The 17,558-nt window shown below is 69.0% G+C and carries 19 protein-coding genes and 2 pseudogenes; 11 read left to right on the top strand and 10 right to left on the bottom strand.

The features are described 5' to 3' along the window. Positions 1 to 90: 90 nt before the first annotated feature. Positions 91 to 363: pseudogene (locus FB454_RS35605) on the top strand (acetamidase/formamidase family protein); the annotation flags it as partial. On the opposite strand, the gene FB454_RS32465 reads toward FB454_RS35605, so the two are convergent. From FB454_RS32465 to FB454_RS32485, 5 genes are all read right to left on the bottom strand, one after another. Beyond that, a complete protein-coding gene (locus tag FB454_RS32465) occupies positions 335 to 1,378 on the bottom strand; it encodes a LysR family transcriptional regulator (RefSeq protein ID WP_145824160.1) in 1,044 nt (347 codons plus the stop codon). The pseudogene FB454_RS35605 and the gene FB454_RS32465 sit on opposite strands and share 29 nt — an antisense overlap. A 164-nt stretch (positions 1,379 to 1,542) precedes the next feature. Continuing rightward, on the bottom strand, positions 1,543 to 1,995 hold the full coding sequence (locus FB454_RS32470; RefSeq protein WP_128137554.1) for a universal stress protein: 453 nt from the start codon (positions 1,993 to 1,995) through the stop codon (positions 1,543 to 1,545). Further along, positions 1,992 to 3,494, bottom strand: coding sequence for a tripartite tricarboxylate transporter permease (locus tag FB454_RS32475; RefSeq protein ID WP_013476179.1), 1,503 nt, complete (start codon positions 3,492 to 3,494; stop codon positions 1,992 to 1,994). Before FB454_RS32475 ends, FB454_RS32470 begins: the two co-directional genes overlap by 4 nt. Continuing rightward, on the bottom strand, positions 3,495 to 4,124 hold the full coding sequence (locus tag FB454_RS32480) for a tripartite tricarboxylate transporter TctB family protein (RefSeq protein ID WP_030274982.1): 630 nt from the start codon (positions 4,122 to 4,124) through the stop codon (positions 3,495 to 3,497). It lies immediately after the preceding gene. Further along, positions 4,121 to 5,101, bottom strand: coding sequence for a Bug family tripartite tricarboxylate transporter substrate binding protein (locus FB454_RS32485; protein WP_232236797.1), 981 nt, complete (start codon positions 5,099 to 5,101; stop codon positions 4,121 to 4,123). Before FB454_RS32485 ends, FB454_RS32480 begins: the two co-directional genes overlap by 4 nt. A 168-nt stretch (positions 5,102 to 5,269) precedes the next feature. Here FB454_RS32485 and FB454_RS32490 point away from each other — a divergent pair, with 168 nt between their 5' ends. Both FB454_RS32490 and FB454_RS32495 read left to right on the top strand, forming a co-directional pair. Continuing rightward, on the top strand, positions 5,270 to 6,913 hold the full coding sequence (locus FB454_RS32490; RefSeq protein ID WP_255368317.1) for a sensor histidine kinase: 1,644 nt from the start codon (positions 5,270 to 5,272) through the stop codon (positions 6,911 to 6,913). Continuing rightward, entirely contained in the window at positions 6,910 to 7,596 is a 687-nt protein-coding gene (locus FB454_RS32495) for a response regulator (RefSeq protein WP_043325443.1), read from the top strand. Before FB454_RS32490 ends, FB454_RS32495 begins: the two co-directional genes overlap by 4 nt. 176 nt (positions 7,597 to 7,772) lie before the next feature. Here the strand turns inward: FB454_RS32495 and FB454_RS35140 are convergent, their stop codons facing one another. Beyond that, positions 7,773 to 7,946, bottom strand: coding sequence for a hypothetical protein (locus FB454_RS35140; protein WP_157539094.1), 174 nt, complete (start codon positions 7,944 to 7,946; stop codon positions 7,773 to 7,775). A gap of 23 nt (positions 7,947 to 7,969) precedes the next feature. Then, the gene (locus FB454_RS32500) at positions 7,970 to 8,281 is read right to left on the bottom strand and encodes a hypothetical protein (protein ID WP_051611147.1); all 312 of its coding nucleotides are present in this window, start codon (positions 8,279 to 8,281) and stop codon (positions 7,970 to 7,972) included. A 209-nt stretch (positions 8,282 to 8,490) separates the two neighbouring features. On the opposite strand from FB454_RS32500, the gene FB454_RS32505 reads away from it, so the two are divergent. From FB454_RS32505 to FB454_RS32515, 3 genes are all read left to right on the top strand, one after another. Further along, positions 8,491 to 8,697, top strand: coding sequence for a hypothetical protein (locus tag FB454_RS32505; RefSeq protein ID WP_223201179.1), 207 nt, complete (start codon positions 8,491 to 8,493; stop codon positions 8,695 to 8,697). 166 nt (positions 8,698 to 8,863) lie between these two features. Further along, a complete protein-coding gene (locus FB454_RS32510) occupies positions 8,864 to 9,616 on the top strand; it encodes a rod shape-determining protein (protein ID WP_262419303.1) in 753 nt (250 codons plus the stop codon). Between the two features lie 69 nt (positions 9,617 to 9,685). After that, positions 9,686 to 9,952 carry a cation:proton antiporter regulatory subunit gene (locus FB454_RS32515; protein WP_030274987.1) on the top strand — a complete coding sequence of 89 codons (267 nt, stop codon included), beginning with the start codon at positions 9,686 to 9,688 and terminating at the stop codon, positions 9,950 to 9,952. Between the two features lie 73 nt (positions 9,953 to 10,025). Here the strand turns inward: FB454_RS32515 and FB454_RS35610 are convergent, their stop codons facing one another. Next, positions 10,026 to 10,196 carry a TraR/DksA family transcriptional regulator gene (locus FB454_RS35610; protein WP_230650302.1) on the bottom strand — a complete coding sequence of 57 codons (171 nt, stop codon included), beginning with the start codon at positions 10,194 to 10,196 and terminating at the stop codon, positions 10,026 to 10,028. Positions 10,197 to 10,690: 494 nt separating this feature from the next. Next, positions 10,691 to 11,911, bottom strand: a complete 1,221-nt coding sequence (locus tag FB454_RS32525) for an NAD(P)/FAD-dependent oxidoreductase (protein ID WP_218128569.1) — start codon at positions 11,909 to 11,911, stop codon at positions 10,691 to 10,693. Positions 11,912 to 12,345: 434 nt separating this feature from the next. Between FB454_RS32525 and FB454_RS32530 the strand changes: the two are divergent. Beyond that, positions 12,346 to 12,615: pseudogene (locus FB454_RS32530) on the top strand (transposase family protein); the annotation flags it as partial. Positions 12,616 to 12,740: 125 nt separating this feature from the next. Here FB454_RS32530 and FB454_RS32535 read toward each other — a convergent pair. Continuing rightward, positions 12,741 to 13,043, bottom strand: a complete 303-nt coding sequence (locus FB454_RS32535; RefSeq protein ID WP_082931039.1) for a nucleotidyltransferase family protein — start codon at positions 13,041 to 13,043, stop codon at positions 12,741 to 12,743. A 206-nt stretch (positions 13,044 to 13,249) separates the two neighbouring features. On the opposite strand from FB454_RS32535, the gene FB454_RS32540 reads away from it, so the two are divergent. The 4 genes from FB454_RS32540 (at position 13,250) to FB454_RS32555 (ending at position 17,507) form a co-directional block, all read left to right on the top strand. Continuing rightward, complete coding sequence (locus tag FB454_RS32540) at positions 13,250 to 14,260, top strand: mechanosensitive ion channel family protein (protein ID WP_030274996.1); 1,011 nt, start codon at positions 13,250 to 13,252, stop codon at positions 14,258 to 14,260. A 93-nt stretch (positions 14,261 to 14,353) separates the two neighbouring features. Further along, a complete protein-coding gene (locus FB454_RS32545) occupies positions 14,354 to 15,724 on the top strand; it encodes a cytochrome ubiquinol oxidase subunit I (protein ID WP_091331579.1) in 1,371 nt (456 codons plus the stop codon). Continuing rightward, a complete protein-coding gene (locus FB454_RS32550) occupies positions 15,721 to 16,740 on the top strand; it encodes a cytochrome d ubiquinol oxidase subunit II (RefSeq protein ID WP_071098683.1) in 1,020 nt (339 codons plus the stop codon). The genes FB454_RS32545 and FB454_RS32550 overlap by 4 nt, the downstream gene beginning before the upstream one ends. Next, positions 16,737 to 17,507, top strand: a complete 771-nt coding sequence (locus FB454_RS32555; protein ID WP_030275002.1) for a hypothetical protein — start codon at positions 16,737 to 16,739, stop codon at positions 17,505 to 17,507. Before FB454_RS32550 ends, FB454_RS32555 begins: the two co-directional genes overlap by 4 nt. The last annotated feature ends 51 nt before the right edge of the window (positions 17,508 to 17,558 follow it).

Genomic DNA, 17,558 nt, shown 5'->3' on the forward strand with positions numbered 1-17,558 from the left:
TGGTCGATTGCTGTCTTACCGGGAGCCTCGTCCTACCTGGACACCGGCCTCCCACACCGCCCGTGACCTGCGCCGTCACGATGAAAATGGCTCAAGGGATGGCAAATTAGTTGGCCACGGTTGGAGACCGACCTCGATCTCATGTCGATCGGCTGCGCCCGTCCTCTCGATGACGCCTATCGAATAGCTCACCAGGATCTGGTGAGCTGGGTCGGATCCTTGGCGGGGCTGGAGATGCTGGACGCTCATCAGCTCGTCTCGCAGGCAGGGCGGTCGGCCCTCGGCAACGTGCTCCCCCATCCTACTACCGCCTACGACGACGCACACGATCGGCTCAAGCGGACCGCCGCCTCGGCGGGATAGCGGTCGTCGATCCCTCCACGCACCGGGGCGTGCTTGCTGGTCGATGAGAGTGCTGTTCGTCGTCGCGAGGCGCCGTCAGACAAGCTGATGGGTGCCTCGACCAGCGCGGCTGGAAAACGGGGCTCTCCATCGCGAACGTCGAGTAGGTGCCGAGGATAACCTCGAAGAGGCGGTCGGCCTGTTCGGCACTCATGCGACGGCGATGCCACCAGAGCGTGAGGTGCATGCGCAGCGGTTCCCCGGCGAGGGGAACGACTGCGACTCCCGGACCGCCATGGGAGGTCGGCTCCACCAGCTGAACGGCGCGTCCGGAGCCGACGAGCTGCCGCCCGCCGCCGCTGGGCACGTCGAACTGGATTCGCGGGGTGAAGCCTGCCTTGCGGGCCGCCTGCCAGAAGGCGGACAGGGAACCGTCCTCTCCGCCGGGCGGCCTGATCCATGCCTCTTCTTTGAGCCCTTCCAGGGGGATCTCCCGAAGACCCGCCGCCCGGTGGGCGCTGGAGACAGCGACGTACACCGGGATTGCCGACGCGAGCACCCGCTCACCTAGTTCCTGCGGGAGTGGAATCTGATGGGACTCCGCAATCGCCAGCACCGCCACATCGAGGTCGCCGTGCACCAGTCGCTGGGCGAGCCTCAGGCTGGACGGCTCGACGCACATGGAGAAGGAGATATCCGGGAAGCTCGTCTCCAGACAATGGAACAGAGACGAGACGCACTCCATGTGCACCGATCCAAATCGGATCGTGCCCGCCGGGCCGGCGATATTTCCCCTCAACGCGTCCATTTCGGCGACCAATAGGCGGGCTCGTTGGAGGAACTGCTCTCCGAAGGTGGTGGATCGAGCGCCACCGCGCCCGCGCTGGAATATCTGATGACCGACCATCCGTTCGACACGCTGAAGCAGGGTCGTGACGGAGGGCTGCGAGATCCCCAGTCTGGATGCTGCTTTCGAGATGCTTCCGGTATCGGCGATCGCGCAAACGACTCTGAGATGCCGGATTTCCAGATCCATGCGTGCACCCTATCCATCCGGGTTCAGGCCGGGTAGTCGCTACTCCCCCGTCCTCGCGCGAGGGCATGTCGTCAAGAAAGCGTCGCAGTCTCGGTGGCAATGGCGGGCGGAAGCTTCGCGAGCATTCATGAACCGTCATTGGGCTCGGGGTGGTGACCCGGCGGCTACGGCTCACTGGGGAGAGGCCAGCGGGACGGCCCCGCTGCCCGAGATATCCGTCGTGGCGTCGCGGCCTTCACCGCGAGGACCGGGCAGGAGACCCGGAGCAGGATCTCCTGTGCGGTCGAGCCCAGGATCAGCTTGCCGATCGGGCTTCGATGCCGGATTCCGATGACTACCAACGACACGTCCTGCGCCTCGGCGAGATCGGCTATCTCCTCGGCGGCGTCCCGACCCTGCATGAGCTGCCTGATCGCGAACGGTACCCCGGACGCGTTCAGCTCGCGGGTCACCGCGTCCAGGTCGGGCTGCTGAGCGAAGCAGGGATCAACGTAGGCATCTCCCCGCGAGGTGTTCACCACGAGCACCGGCTCGTCGCGGAATCGCGCTTGTCCGATCGCGGCCTGCAGGGCTGCCATTCCCATCGGGGATGGAACGTATCCCACCAGAACGGTCACCCTGTCACCATTCTTGCACGCCGGCGGAGGACGAACCGCCGGACCAACGGCCAGAAGAGCACCACCAGCACGGTGGTGTAGATCAAACCCGACACCCAGCCACCCAGCAGCCCGTGCCACTCTCCACCGGACAGCTGCAACGCCCGGCGGCCCTGCAGTTCGGCGCGCGGAGCCAGAATCACCCCGACGATCAGCGGCAGGATCGGCAGCCCGAACCGGCGCAGGCCGAAGCCGAGCAGGCCGAGTACGAGCAGCAGGAAAAGGTCGAACGGCTGTGCGTTGACGGCGTACGCGCCCATCGACGCGAAGAAGAGGATGCCGGCGTAGAGATACGGTCGAGGAATCCGGAGCAGCCGCGCCCAGGCGGGCGCGAGCGGGAGATTCAGCACCAGCAACAGCAGGTTCCCGACGAAGAGGCTGGCGATGAGCGTCCAGACCAGACCCGACTCCCGCTCGAAGAGCAGCGGGCCGGGTTGGATGCCGTACTGCTCGAAGGCGGCCAGCATCACCGCGGCGGTGGCGTTGGTGGGCAGGCCGATGGCGAGCATCGGTACCAGCGTGCCGGCGGCGGACGCGTTGTTGGCCGCCTCGGGGCCGGCGACGCCTTCGATCGCTCCCCGGCCGAACTCGTCCCGGTGCTTGGACAACTTCTTCTCGGTGGCATACGACAGGAACGTGGGTATCTCAGCGCCGCCCGCGGGTAGCGCCCCGAACGGGAATCCGTAAGCGGTGCCGCGCAGCCAGGGCTTCCAAGACCGGCGCCAGTCGTCGCGGCCCATCCACGGCCGGCCGACCGGGATCACCTCGGCCGGACGGCGTCGGAGGTGCGCGGCGATCCAGAGCGCTTCGCCCACGGCGAAGATCCCGACAGCCACCACAACCACGTCGATGCCGTCTGCGAGCTGCGGCACGCCGAAGGTGAGCCGTTGTTGACCGGTCACCCTGTCGATCCCCACCACTCCGATGACCAGGCCGATCAGCAACGAGGCGAAACCGCGTACCCGGGAGGCGCCCAGCACCGAGGTGACGGCGACGAACGACAGCAGCATCAGGGCGAAGTAGTCCGGCGCGCCGAGGCTGACCGCGAACCGGACCACCGGCGGGGTGATGACCACCAGCAGCAGGGTGGCGATGGTTCCGGCGACGAACGACCCGATCGCGGCGGTGGCCAGCGCCTGCGCTGCCCGGCCGGCCTTGGCCATCTTGTTGCCCTCGATCGCGGTCACCACCGACGAGGACTCACCGGGAGTGTTGAGCAGGATCGACGTGGTCGATCCGCCGTACATTCCGCCGTAGAAGATGCCGGCGAACATGATGAAGGCCTGCGTGGGCTCCATGCCGTACGTCACAGGCAGCAGCAGCGCCACTGTCATCGCGGGGCCGATGCCCGGTAGTACACCGACCGCGGTGCCGATGGTGACACCGAGAAGCGCGATGAGCAGGTTCATCGGCGTCGCCACGTGGGCGAACCCGTCGAGAAGCGAATGGAGGTTCTGCATCTACAGGACTCCTCGCAGCACGCCAGCGGGCAGGTTGATGCCAAGCCCGATGGCGAATGTGTAGAACGTGATGAGCGAGAGCCCCACGGCGATCAGCAGGTTCCGGACGTGGTCGCGGCTGCCGAGCGCGAACGCCGTACCCCAGAAGAGCAACGCGCCACTGATCACCCAGCCGAGCGGCTCGATCAACACTGCGTTGGTCAGGAACGCCGCGACGAGAAGCAGGACGGTGCGCCAGTCGACAGGAGTGGCCAGGTCGACGTCCTCGCCAGCCTCCGGCTCACCGACGCCGCCACGAGCCACATCAACGGCGTAGACCACCGCGACGACCATGAGCAGCGTTCCGAGCAGGATCGGCACCGGCCGTGGGCCGAGCGGGTCGGTGCTGCTCACCGCCTGACCGATCTGGGTCGCGTCGACGACAACCATGACCCCGACCAGCGCCAGGAAGACGCAGACGACGTACTGTGCGCGGTCCGGCTTCGACGCATCCGCTGCGGAACGCGGAGCGTCGTCCGCTCGTACCGCGTCCGACGGCTCGGGCGCGGGCTGGATCGGGATGTCAGACAACGCCGGGAACCGAGACGGCGAACCGCCGTCCCGATCCGATCGGCTCGGCCGGCCGGTCATGCCAGGCCGAGCTGCTTGAGCAGGTCAGCCACCGACTTGTCCTGCTGGGTGAGGAAGGCGGCGAACTGATCGCCTGTGACGAACGCGTCAGTCCAGCCCCGCTTGGTGAGCTCGGTCTTCCACTCGGCGGAGTCGTGCATCCTGGTCAACGCATCGATCCACAGCTTCTTGTCAGCGTCGCTGATGCCGGGCGGTGCGACGATGCCCCGCCAGTTGGTGAAGACGAGGTCGATACCTGCGGACTTCAGCGTCGGTACCTCCGGAAGCGCGTCGACCGGCGCTTCGCTGGTCACCGCGAGAACCCGGAGCTGCCCGGCCTCGACCTGATCGAGGAACTCCCCGAACCCACTTGCGCCGAAGGCCACCTTGCCTCCGAGCAAGGCTGGCAGTAGCTCGCCTCCGCCGTCGTACGAGATGTAGTTGACCTGTCGCGGGTCGATGCCGATGGTCTTGGCCAATTGCATCGGCAGCAGGTGGTCGGGGCCTCCGGGAGACGAGCCGCCGCCGACAGCGAGGCCCTCCGGGTTGGCCTTCCAGGCCGTGACCAAGTCGTTGATCGTCCGGTACGGCGAGTCCTTCGGCACGACGACCGCGCCTGCTTCCTCGATCATTTTGGCCAGCGGGGTGGTATCGGTCAGAGTGGCCGACGACTTCGAGGTGTACGAGGCGCCGACCACCCCCAGCCCCATCTGCATCGCAAGCTTGCCGTTGCCCTTCTCGTTCACGATGCGCTGCAGTCCGACCGTGCCGCCCGCTCCGGGCAGGTTGAACACCTGCACGCCAGCGGCGATCTTGGCATCCTCCATCACCTTCGCCGCCGTGCGGGCCGTGGTGTCGTATCCACCACCGGGGCTGTTCGGCACCATGATGCGTAGACCGGTGATCGGCTTGCCGTCGCCGCCCACGCCCGCCTCGCCCTCTTCTGCCGTGGCGCCGCAGCCCACCAGGGCAAGCGCCATGGTTACGGAGACGCCCACGAGTAGCGCATTTCTTCTGGTTGCCATCATGTTTCTCTTCCGTTTCGATTCAGACCGGCGGCAAGATGATGACCCCGACGCAGGGTCCCCGTCTGCCTTGTGTCACCAGCGGAAGTTGAGGTCGTTGTGGTCGCGGTCATGCCTCGGCGTCGTACGCTCGCCGGGCAGTTGCTCGCTCTCCAACTCGCGATCATCGTCGTGGTGCTCGCAGCGGTGGCGGCCGTGTCGCTGGCGCAGTCGGCGGCCACCTTCAACCGGGTCGAAGGCCGCCGTGTTGCTGCCCTCGGCGAACAACTCGCCGGGAACCCGCTGCTACGGGACCGCCTCGACCGGCCGGCGCCCGGGGAGACGATCGCGTCCCTGGTGCAGAACCTGCCGGTTCAGGCAAACGTGACCACCGTCAGCGTCGCCGATGACAGCGGACAGATAGTCACCTCCACCAACCCAACGCTTGTCGGCAGCCTCATGGTGCTCGGTGATCCGAGGGTCGCCGGCGGTCGGAGCTGGTTCGGTGAGCTGGCGGTGGGCGGGGCACGCGAGCTGGTGGCGCAGGTGCCGGTCCTGGGCGACCGCAAGAAGGAGAACCTCGGGCGGCATCTGGGCGTGGTGATGGTCGGCGAGGCACTTCCGTCCTGGTGGCAACGGCTGGTCGGCGCTTCGTCCTACCTCTTCACCTACCTCGGCATAGCCAGCGCCCTCGGAGTGCTCGGATCATGGCTGCTGGCCCGGCGCATCAAGCGGCAGACCCTCGGCCTCGAACCGCGGGAGATCGCCGGTCTGGCAGAGCACCGGGAAGCGCTGCTGCACGGCCTAGCCGAAGGGGTCATCGCGCTCGATCCGCAACACCGGGTCACGCTGGTCAACTCTGTCGGCCGCCGATTGCTCGACCTGCCCGAACATTGCCTCGGCCGCAGCCTGTCGGAGCTACGGATCGAGGGCCGGCTACGCGACGTACTCACGGGGGCGGGCAGCGCGCGGGAGACGCGGGACCAGGTCGTGGTGCGGGGCGGCCGGGTGCTCGTGATGAGCCGGATGAGGGTGAACAAGGACGGCCGGCGGCTCGGCTCGGTCACCACACTGCGGGACCGGACCGAGCTGGCCCGCCTGGAGCAGGAGATCGGTTCCTTTCGCAGTACCACTGAGTCGCTGCGCGCACAGACACACGAGTTCGCGAATCAGCTGCACACCATCTCCGGGCTGATCCAGATCGGTGAGCACGAGGAGGTGGTCCGGTATGTCGAGGCGCTCAGCCGGCATCGCGCCTCCCTGGACCTCGCGGTGACGAGCCGGATCCACGACACTGCGGTGGCAGCTCTGCTCACGGCCAAATCGGCGGTCGCCGCCGAGCGCCGCGTGGAACTGCGGATCTCTGAGCGGACCAGGTTGGGCCGGCTGGACATGGCGGTATCAGCCGATGTGGGTACGGTGTTGGGCAACCTCGTGGACAACGCCGTCGAAGCCGTCGCAGGAGGCCGGAATGTCTCCCCCGCGGACTCGGGCGCCTGCCCGGACATCAACGGCAGGCCGGGCGCCGGAAACCAGTGGGTAGAAGTCGAGTTGCGTCAGGATTCCGCATCGATCGAAATCGTCGTCCGCGACTCGGGGCCGGGGATCGCTCCCCGACTGGCGCAGGAAGTGTTCGCCCACGGTTTCACGACGAAAGCGGCAGAGGGCGGTGAACGGGGTATCGGCCTCGCGCTCACCCGCATGGTCTGTCACCGCCGCGGTGGTGAGGTCGCAGTGACGAACACCGAGGAGGGCGCGATGTTCACCGCGCGAATGTCGGTAGCGCCGCTGGAGGCAGGGCCGTGATCGACGTGCTGATCGTTGATGATGACTTCAGGGTGGCCCGGATCCATCGCGGTTTCGTCGAACGGCTCGAAGACTTCCGGGTCGTGGCAACCGCGAGCACCGGGGAAGAGGCAATCGCCGCGGTGGAGCAGTTGCGCCCAGACCTGGTGCTGCTCGACTTGCACCTTCCGGACATGTTCGGCCTCGACGTGGTCGCCAGGCTGCACACCGCCGGGCATGACTGCGATGTCCTCGTTATCAGCGCTGCCCGGGAGAGCGACAATGTACGCCGGGCGGTGCGGTACGGCGCGGTCAACTACCTTCTCAAACCATTCAGCTTCGAGGAACTGCGGGGCAGGCTCGAGCAGTATGCCGCGCGGCGCAGCACTCTCTCGAAGAGCATGGTCTGCGACCAGGGGGATATCGACCGGGCGCTCACGTCGAGCAGCCCGATCACCGGCTCGTCCGCTCTCCCCCGCGGCCTCAGCCCAGAGACTGCCGGACTGGTGGAGGAGATCCTCCGGAAGCAAGCGGGAACCCTCTCCGCCGCCGAGTGTGCGCATCAGATCGGCATCTCCCGAGTCAGTGCCCGCCGTTACCTCGAACACTTCGCCGTAGTCGGCCGGGCCGCAGTAACACTCAGGTACGGAAACACCGGACGGCCGGAACGCCGTTACCGCTGGACGGTCCGTTCTGGATCTTGAAAGGTCAACTCGTTCATTGCAACTCGGCCTGTCAGCGTGGTCGTCACCGTTAATCACCGCGGGCCCGGGTGATGGGGCATTTCGATGAGGTGGGTTGTCCGCGCGGTGGGCGAGTGTGAGGCGGTACGGCGGCAGGCGGTTGGCGTGCTTCGCCGCCGGGGGGTCGGTTCCGGAGATCACGGCCGTGCTGCGACCCGCCTGTGGTGCAGCAGGGCGACCTCGGTCAGCTGGGCTCCGACGTCGGTGACCAGCAGGCTGCCGGCTGCTCCCGAGCCGATCGCGGCGGCGCGCACGGTGTCGATGAACACCAGGCGGGAGGGTGCGAGGACCGTCTCGACGACGCGGCGCATCACGGTCTGGTCGTGTTCGCCGGCTAGGACCGGGCGGCAGGCCGCGACGACACCGCCGGAGGCACCGGTTCGCTGAAAAGGCGGATCAAGTGGGACAGCAGGATCACGCAGCCGTCGGCGTCGACGATACAGCCGCGCCGGATCAGAGAACCGGCGGAGGTAGACGCGTCCCCGCACGGCGCGCTGATGGTGCCGCGGTGCGCCGCCCAGACGCCGATCGAGCTGCTGCCGAGGCCAATCGCGACCGCGGTCTGCGGGGCAGAGCGACACATACCGGCAGCGCGCTGGTCGGACGAGAGGACGTTCGCGGGCACGGTTACACCGATCACTTCCATTGATACAAGCGTTTACCGAATCCCGTCGTCGCCGCTGAACAGCTCAGTGAAAGCGGTCGGATCCGGCGCAACTTCGTCGCGCTCGTTGCCGATGCCCGGCAACCGGCCCGCGGTCACTGGCTGCGGTGCGGGCCGGATGACCGAGACCTCGGTCGACCGCTTGAGTGCTGTCGTGGCCCTTCCTGTTCTGGACGGCTATGGTGGCCGACATGGATGACGGGCGCGGCTTCGGGGGCGTCGGCCGGCGAGTTGCGGTGCCGACGTTGCTCGTCTGGGCTGTGCTGGTGTTGGTCGTGTCCACCGCCCGGGACATCGGGTTGTGCATCGTCTTCCGGCTGACCCGCTGTGCGGTCCCGGGCTGTGTACCGGCGTGGTCGGCGGACCGGGCCCCGCCGACGTGGACGCTCACCGCCTGAAGCCGCCCGTTGCGCGGCGTCGGACACGACGCTGCCCCTTGGCTGGGAGCACCATGCCACCCTTCATTCATGACTTTCGCTTCTGCATGCCCATTGACCTGCCGGCGACGTCGCTTCCCTTCGTTAGCCCTCGACACCTGGTCCCCGACGTACCCGGGTGGACGACATGCTGACCGCCGGCGCCTACGCTCGTCCGGGCGTACAGTCGTGCCTTGCCCTTGACCTCGGAACGTCCACCGTCCGGCTGTGGACGCCGCAGGCTGGAACGGTGATCACTGAACCGACGGTGCTCTGCCGCCCCAGCACCGACCGGCACGTGGCCGGACGAGCCGCGCTGACCGCTCAGACCCGCGGTGTGACCGCCACGTGGCCGGTGCGCAACGGCGTGGTGCGCGACTTCTTCGCCTGCGTGCACCTGCTCCGGTTGCTGACCGCCGATCTCCGCCTACCTTCCGACACCGCCTATCCCGTACTGGTCGGTGTGCCGGCGACCGCGACCCTGCGCCAGCGCAACGTGCTTGTCGCCGCGGTCCGCCGTGCCGTCGGTGGACGGGTCAATGCAGTGGAGGAGCCACTCGCGGCTGCTCTGGCCTGCCGTCCTGACCCGGGCGGTGACGTGGTCGTGGTGGACATCGGATCCGGACGTACCGAAGTGGCACGCATCTGTGACCGCAGCATCGTCGCGGCGGAGCGTGTCGATGACGCCGGATCCGTCGACCGGATCCCGGCGATCGCCGACTGTGTGCGCCGTCTCGACCGTCCGCGGGGTGGTCAGCGGCGGCTGCTGCTCACCGGTGGTGGTGCGACCGCCGCCGGAGCCGCCGCGAGGTTGGCCGCGCTGACCGGCCGCTCCATCACGATGCCCGCCGAACCGCCGCTGGCCACGCTCACCGGCCTGCGCCGGCTACTCACGAACTGACGTGGGCCGGTCCCGCATCCGTATCCACTTCCCGGCCGCGGTTGCGGTCGTCTTCTTCCGGAGTTTGTCATGGACGTCGAATTCACACCGCTGCCGGGCATCGGAGAGTGCCACGCATTCACCACCGTCACCGGTCATCGGGTCGGCGTTGTCACCCACTACGCCGGCGGTCGACGCGAGCTGATCCACGGCGTCAGCGACGATCCCGATGCCACCTGCAGCCTGACCCTCTCGCGTAGCGAGGCGATCGCGTTGGCGGGACTGCTGGGCATCCTGGACGTCATCGACGTGGATGTCACAACCACTCGGCAGCCCCGCCATCCGGCTGCCGGGTGACGGGGCTGAGTGCTGCCATGATCAGCGGCCGCGCCGGCGACGAGGCCGGCGCGGCCGCTGCCGCGGCATTCCGTCAGCCCTTGTGTTTCTGCTGGAAGGGGACGCAGAACCGGGTATGCGGTAGCACTTCGAGCCGTTCGGCGGGGATGAGGCCGCCGCATTTCTCGCAGCGGCCGTAGCTGCCCTCGGCGATGCGTCGCAGCGCACCGGTGATCTGTTCGAGGTTGTGCCGGGTGGCCGTCACCAGTGCCGCCCGGTTGTGTGCTTCGCCGGGGTCGCCGGTGTCGGCCGAGATCTCCGTCAGTTCCTTGAGCCGGTCGTCTGGGCGGCGAAGTCCTCGCTCAGCGACGCACGGAGGCCGGCGAGCCAGCCCTGATCGGATACTTCGATGTCGACGCTCATGTACCGCTTTTTGGTCGGGAGGCCGAAAGTGCTTCGGGAAGCAAGAGGGCGGAAGCTCGAACGGCTTCGCCCTGGCGATCGGTGGGTGTCGTGAACTACCTCGCTCGCCGTGGGTCTCGACCCGACGGCTGCGGGCTGCGTTGCCCAGTCGCCGTCCTGCTCGAGGAGCAACCGTCGGAAACTGCGGCGATCGGCCGCGGGGCCGTGAGATGGACAGCTTTGAACGCCGCCAACGCAGTGACGGTGTGCGAGCGAGAGCTCGCCACCAGCATCGGACCACCTTGAATTGATCGTTCCGGACGTTCGGCAGGGGCTTCGGCAGCGCTGACGCACCCGCTAGCGCAGCGGGTCGAACGGCGCCAGCTCCGCGGGCACCTCACCCTTGAGCACCGCTTGGGCCACCAACTGTCCGGTGATCGGCCCCAGGACGATGCCCCACATGCCATGGCCACCGGCGACGAACACCCGCGGCGCGGCGGTCGCGCCGATCAACGGCAGGCCGTCAGGAGTGCACGGCCGGGAACCGACCCACTCGTCGCGACGGTCATCAAGGTTCACCCCGTTGAGCAACGGCCGCACCGCGTCGACGACGGCGGTGATGCGTCGCGGGTCCAACTCGTCGGCGGGCCGGCGGAACTCCATCATCCCGGCTACCCGCAACCGGCTGCCCAACGGAGTACAGGCGACCCGCTGCGCCGGGAAGTACAGCGGGCCGGCGGGCATCCGTTCGACAGGCACGCTGAAGCTGTAGCCGCGCCCGGCCTGCACCGGGCGACGTACGCCGAAGCGTGCCGCCAGCTCACCGAAGGCCGCTCCGGTGGCGATGACCACAGCGTCATGGCGGCGCTGCTGCCCGAATGGGCCGGTGACGCGGACGTCCGTGGTTGCCGGCTGCAGACCGGTCACCTCGCTGTTGTCGAGGATGCGGCCGCCGCGGGCCCGGACCGCATCCGCCAGCGACGGGATGAACTCGGAAGGGTTCAGGTACCGCTGCCCGAAAATCTGGACGGCGGCACCGACCCGGTCGCTCAGAACGGGCTCCATCGATCGGACCACCTGTCCGGTCACCGGGCGGAAGGTGACGTCCTGACCGGCGTCGCCCATCTGTTCCAGCTCGTCCAGCAGCCCACGGCTGTCACGCTCGCGGGCAAAGCAGGCCAGGAAGGGTTCCGCCGGCGTCGTCACGGCGCTCACACCGCCGGCCGCGAGGGCATCGAAGGCATCCAGGCAGCGCTCGTTGAGGGGGACGTAGGCGGCCATGCCCCGTCGCCACCGCCGGGCGGTGCTGTAGAACACGAACGACAGCAGGAAACGCCACAGGTCACGGTCGGCCCGCAGCGGCAGGTACACCGGGGATCGGGCGCTGAGCACCGCGCGTAGACCGTAACGCAGCACCGCAGGTTCCGGCAGTGGGGCGGTCAGCCCCGGGGTCAGCCAGCCGGCGTTGCCCCACGACGAGCCGGCGCCAGCGTGATGACGCTCGTAGACCGTCACCCGTGCGCCGGCTTCCTGCAGGAACCAGGCCGTGGACAAGCCGACCATGCCCGCTCCGATCACCGCGACGTCACACGGTGAGCCGCGCACGAACGCGGGAGTGCCTGTCACGCCGAGCTCGTCAGACATACCACTCCTCTGCTGCGCTGTGCCGTCTCGACAGCCGTTGGGTAGCTGGGCGCGCCATCCGGGCCTGCTTTCCGGCCATGATCGCCTGGTCACCGCATACCGGGCCAGGGCTGTGGCCGGTCAGCTGATGCGTCACACCTTGCCGACGCTCGGAAACCATCAGGCGACGGCAGCGCGACGGCAATCTCGCCCAGCCCGGGCCCGTTGTCGCTGACCTGGCAGGTCAGCACGTCGTGGTGCTGCCACAGACGCACCTCGCCGCCGCCCCCGCCCAGACCACGCACTCCATCAACATTGGTCGATAGCTGCGGGCCTGGTCGAACAAGCGGCCGTCACCGGCGAATCATCGGGGTTAGGAGTTCTAAAAGCTGGCCGGCCGACCGGTCATGGCAGACGGCGCCTACCGCGGCAATCCTGAGGTAATCATCCCGTACCGCAAGCCCGCTGACGGCAGTGATCTGCCCGAGTGGAAGGCGGACCTGAACAAGCAGGATCGCTCGGTCCGAGCGCAGGTCGAACACGCCCTGGCCCGCATGAAATGCTTCAAGATCCTGCGCGACTACCGCCGCGCCGCCCACACATTGGCCGACACCGCATCCGGCATCGCCCACCTCCACAACATCATCCTGGCCGGCTGATCCAGGAACCGTTGCGCGGCAACGCCATCACCGAGTTACGAGACATCCTTAGACGCACTCACATGTCGCAACGGGGCACCCTGCGATTAGCAGGTCGACTCGGGCAGCGGGCTTCGAGCGCCGGGTCACATCACGACGCGGACACCAGGCCAGCGTTCGGTGGGGCGGTGGCGGGCGAGTCGCCGCCGGGAGATCTCCGCGCTGGCCCTGGCCGGGTTGCGCCGCCACACCCCATCGAGCAGATCGTCGGGGCCGTGGGGCGCGCATACCGTGATCTGGTCATGCGCGTCGAGGCGTACGGCCACGGCGGTGGCGTACTCGGGCCAGGTGGCAATGGCATCGGCGACGGTCCGCAACGGCGCCACCGGACCTCCGCCGAACTTGGCCGGGTACCAGGTGTGCACCGCGGCCTGGTTTTTGCCTCCCACGGCGGATTCGGCTAGCGCGGATGATCACGGGCGACCTCCTCGCCACCCGAGCCCCGGGCGGCGGCGCCGCGTGCCGCGGCCGCCGGGGGACTTCGGCCGGTCGCGATGTACGCCCGGCGATCGGCCGTCTCGTGACACGCTGCCGTGGGGACGACCCGGACGGGAGCGGAAGTAATGACCATCGGTATCGCGGTGAACGGCAGCTGATGGGCCGAGCGGTGATCATGCTGGCCGCGGTGGCGGCGGCCGTGCTGGTGGACGTGCTCAGCGGCGTACTCGTCAACCGGATCGCCCATGGTCGCTACAAATGGCTGCTGGCGCCGCTGCGCCAGGCCTGCCGCCGCCCGACGACCGCCGTTCTGCTACTCGCTGGCCTCTACGCCGCGCTGCCGGGAGGGCCGGGCCGGTGGCTGCGCGAGGGCCGGCACGCCATCCTGTTGCTGCTGATCGGCAGCGTCGCCTTGCTGGTGGTCAGGGCGCTGCACGTCGCCGAGATCGTGGCGTTCAGCCGGCTGCCGGCCGGGGTGATGGCCGACCGTCGGATCCGCCGCACCCGCACCCAGATCCGGCCGGTGCGACGGTTGACCTCGACGGCGGTCACGATCGTCGCGATCGGTCTGATCATGACCACCTTCGAGCCGATACGCCTGTTCGGCATCTCGGTGCTCACCTCGGCCGGTGTGATCGGCGCCGTGATCGGCCTGTCCGCCCGGACCGCGCTGGGCAACGCCTTCGCCGGCATCCAGGTCGCCTTCGCGGACGGCCTCTACATCGGTGACGTGCTCGTCATCGACGGCGAGTGGGGTCGCGTCGAGGAGGTGAAACTGACTAACGTGGTGATCCGGCTCTGGGACGACCGCCGGCTCATCCTGCCCACGACCTACTTCACCGAGCGCCCGTTCCAGAACTGGACGCGACACGAGACCCGGGTGGTCGGCAAGGTCCAGATCCACGTCGACCACACCGCCAACCTGGACGACCTGCGCGTCGAGGCGCAGCGCCTGATCGAGGCGTCGCCGCTGTGGGACCGGCATCAGTGGGTGCTTCAGATGGTCGATGCCAACCCGCAGACCGTCGTCATCCAGATCCAGGCGTCCGCCGCCGACGGGCCGAGCGCCTGGGACCTCCGCTGCGACCTGCGCGAGGCGATGGTTCGCTACCTGCGGGAGAAGCACCCGCAGTGGCTGCCCCGCACCCGCAGCGAGTACAAGCCCTGATTCCGCGCCCGGGATGCGGCATTCGCGTTGCCGACCAGCAGCCGGGCCGTTAGACCACCATAGGGCTGACACGCAACGAAGGTGGGGAACCCGATGCTGGTTGACCTGCTCGCCCAGGACGCCGCCCCGGGAGACCTCATGGCGGCGCGGGTGCAGATGGCCCTGTCCCTGGGCTGGCACATCGTGATCGCCTCGTTCGGCGTCGGCATGCCGGCGGTCACCGTCTTCGCCGAGTGGCGCGGTCTGCGCACCGGGGACCCGACCTTCACCCGGCTGGCGCACCGCTGGGCCAAGGCGATGGGCGTGCTGTTCGCGGTCGGCGCGGTGTCGGGGACCATCCTGTCGTTCGAGATGGGGCTGCTCTGGCCCGGCCTGATGGGCCGCTTCGGCGACGTGATCGGCCTGCCGTTCGCGATGGAGGGCATCGCGTTCTTCGTCGAGGCCATCTTCGTCGGGATCTACCTGTACGCCTGGGACCGGGTGCCACCCCGGGTGCACCTGCTCTCCGGACTGCCGGTCTGTGTCGCGGGCGTGGCGTCCGCGTTCTTCGTGGTGTCGGCAAACGCCTGGATGAACCAGCCCCGCGGCTTCGACCTGGTCTCCGGCGAGGTCACCGACGTCAGGCCGTGGCAGGCGATGTTCAACCCGGCGACGCCGCCGCAGACCCTGCACATGATCGTCGCGGCGTTCATGGTGACCGGCTTCGGCATCGCCAGCGTCTACGCGGTGGCCCTGCTGCGCGGCCGCCGGGACCGCTACCACCGGCTCGGCTTCGCCATCCCGTTCACCGTTGCTGCGGTGCTCTCCCCGGTGCAGGTCGTGGTCGGCGACTGGGCGGCGCACTTCGTCGCGGAGTACCAGCCCACCAAGCTCGCCGCGATGGAGGGGCTGGCCCGCACCGAGGCCGGCGCGCCGCTCTCGCTCGGCGGCGTCTACGTCGACGGGGAACTGCGGTACGCAGTCGAGGTGCCCAACGCCCTGTCGCTGCTGGCCAGGTGGGATCCGGACGCCGTGGTCATGGGCCTGGACCAGGTGCCCGACGATCAGGAGCCACCGGTGACGGTGGTCAAGTGGGCGTTCCAGCTGATGGTGGCCATCGGCTTCGGGCTGGTGGCGCTTTCCGCCTGGTGGGCGCTTGCGTGGTGGCGGCGTCGGGGTCCGCCGCGCTCGCCGTGGTTCCTGCGGGCCGCCGCCCTGTCCGGGGTCGCCGCCGCCGTCGCGGTCGAGGCCGGCTGGGTCGTCACCGAGGTCGGGCGGCAACCCTGGATCGTGTACGGCGTGCTGCGCACCGCCGAGGCGGTAAATCCGGCGCCGGGCCTGGCCACCGGCCTGGCCCTGGTCGCCGCCGTCTACGCGGTGCTCACCGTCGCCACCGTCGCGGTTCTGTGGCGGATGGCCTGCCACCGCGACGAGCCGGTCGCTCCGCAGGAGGGCGTACCCGAACCGGTGGACAGCGGCCGATGACCGTCGTCGACGTCCTGCTCGGGGTGCTGCTGGCCGGTCTGACGCTCTACACCCTGCTCGCCGGCGCGGACTTCGGCGCCGGGATCTGGGACCTCCTCGCCGGCGGGGCGCGCCGCGGCGCAGCCCGCCGGGAACTGATCGCGCACTCGATCGGCCCGGTGTGGGAGGCCAACCACGTCTGGCTGATCCTGGTGATCACCCTGTTCTGGACCACCTTTCCGCCCGCGTTCGCCGCGTTCGCCTCCACCCTTTACATCCCGCTGACCCTGGCCGCGCTGGGCATCATCGGTCGTGGCGCGGCCTTCGCCTTCCGCAAGGCCAGTCACACCCTCACCGAGCAACGCCTCTACGGCGCCACCTTCGCGCTCTCCTCGGTGGCCACCCCGTTCTTCCTCGGCTCGATCGTCGGCGCAGTCGCCTCCGGTCGCGTCCCACCCGGCATCACCGAGGGTGACATCTGGCGCAGCTGGCTCAATCCCACCTCCATCTACGGCGGACTGCTCGCGATCGGCGTGTGCGCGTACCTCGCCGCGGTCTACCTCATCCACGACGCGCGCCGCGCCGGTGCCGCCGACCTGGTGGCCCAGTTCCGCCGCCGCGCCCTGGTCACCGGCATAGCGGTGGGCGTCGGCGCGGCGGCCGGGCTGGCCGTCGTCGCCGCCGACGCGCCGGACCTTTTCGCCGATCTTCGGGGCCGGGCGCTCGCCCTGGTGCTGCTCTCGTTCGCCGCGGGGCTCGGGTCGCTGGTGCTGATCGCCACCGGCCGCTACCGGGCGGTGCGGGTGACCGCGGCCCTCGCGGTCGCGGCCGTCCTCTGGGCCTGGGGCGCCGCCCAGTACCCAGACCTGCTGCCGCCCGACCTGACCGTCACCGAGGCGGCCGGTGATCCCACCGTGCTCGCCACGGTGCTCGCCGTCCTCGCGGTCGGAGCGCTGCTGCTGGCGCCCTCCCTGCTCTGGCTGTTCGGCATCTTCCAGGGCTCCAAGCCGGCCGCCGGCAACCCACCGCCCCGGTGACGCTCACCCGGGCGGGCAGCCTGTGGGCGGCGCTGGCGGCGGCGGTGGCGCTGGGAGCCCTGCACCTTCTCGCGCCGGCCATCCGCCGGAGACTGCCGGTGCCCACCCACGCGGCGACGTCCCTCGGTGGCGGCATCGCCGCCGCGTACGTGTTCCTCTACCTGCTGCCGCGCCTCGCGGAGGGCAACCAGGCGGTGGCCCACGTCCTGGAGGAGGAGATCAGGCCCACCCCGGCCCGCGGATTCGTGCTGTTCCTCGTCGCGCTGGTCGGCTTCTTCACGTTCTACGCCCTGGAACGTGTCACCCACCGCTCGCAGCAGCGCCGGCAAGAGCCCACCCGGCTGGTCTTCGGGTTCCAGCTCGGCTTCTTCGCCCTGTACAGCGGCCTGATCACGTACACCCTGGCGACTAAGCTGGACGCGGGGCTCGGGCCGGCGGTGCTGTTCGCCGTCGCCATGGGGCTGCACGTGCTGGCCACCGACGGCGTCCTGGCCGAGCACTTCCCGGTCAGCCTCACCACCGGGTGGCGCCTCGTCCTGGTCGCCGGCGCCGCCGGCGGCTGGGTGACCGCGGTCGCCGTCCAGCCCACCGGCGTGCTGATGAACGTGCTCACCGCCTTCCTGGGTGGCGGAATCCTGCTCAACATTTTCGTCGACGAACTGGCCCCCGAAAGGCACTCCAGCTTCACCTGGTTCACCATCGGCCTGGCCGCCTACTCCGGCCTGCTCGCCTTCGCGACCTTCACCACCGACGTCGGCGCTGCCTGAGGACGATCACCGGCCGCCTCCAGACGGCCAGCCGGTGATGGCGGCCGGTTG

The sequence above is a fragment of the Micromonospora sp. CNZ297 genome, assembly GCF_007827625.1.

Coding starts and splice junctions, on each gene's coding strand:
- FB454_RS32475 (WP_013476179.1), bottom strand. CDS start 3,494: ATGCAGAACCTCCATTCGCTTCTCGACGGGTTCGCCCACGTGGCGACG.
- FB454_RS32510 (WP_262419303.1), top strand. CDS start 8,864: ATGCTGACCGCCGGCGCCTACGCTCGTCCGGGCGTACAGTCGTGCCTT.
- FB454_RS32515 (WP_030274987.1), top strand. CDS start 9,686: ATGGACGTCGAATTCACACCGCTGCCGGGCATCGGAGAGTGCCACGCA.
- FB454_RS32465 (WP_145824160.1), bottom strand. CDS start 1,378: ATGGATCTGGAAATCCGGCATCTCAGAGTCGTTTGCGCGATCGCCGAT.
- FB454_RS32540 (WP_030274996.1), top strand. CDS start 13,250: ATGGGCCGAGCGGTGATCATGCTGGCCGCGGTGGCGGCGGCCGTGCTG.
- FB454_RS35140 (WP_157539094.1), bottom strand. CDS start 7,946: ATGCGCCGCGTCGTCGAGACGGTCCTCGCACCCTCCCGCCTGGTGTTC.
- FB454_RS32550 (WP_071098683.1), top strand. CDS start 15,721: ATGACCGTCGTCGACGTCCTGCTCGGGGTGCTGCTGGCCGGTCTGACG.
- FB454_RS32500 (WP_051611147.1), bottom strand. CDS start 8,281: ATGGAAGTGATCGGTGTAACCGTGCCCGCGAACGTCCTCTCGTCCGAC.
- FB454_RS32545 (WP_091331579.1), top strand. CDS start 14,354: ATGCTGGTTGACCTGCTCGCCCAGGACGCCGCCCCGGGAGACCTCATG.
- FB454_RS32480 (WP_030274982.1), bottom strand. CDS start 4,124: ATGACCGGCCGGCCGAGCCGATCGGATCGGGACGGCGGTTCGCCGTCT.
- FB454_RS32505 (WP_223201179.1), top strand. CDS start 8,491: ATGGATGACGGGCGCGGCTTCGGGGGCGTCGGCCGGCGAGTTGCGGTG.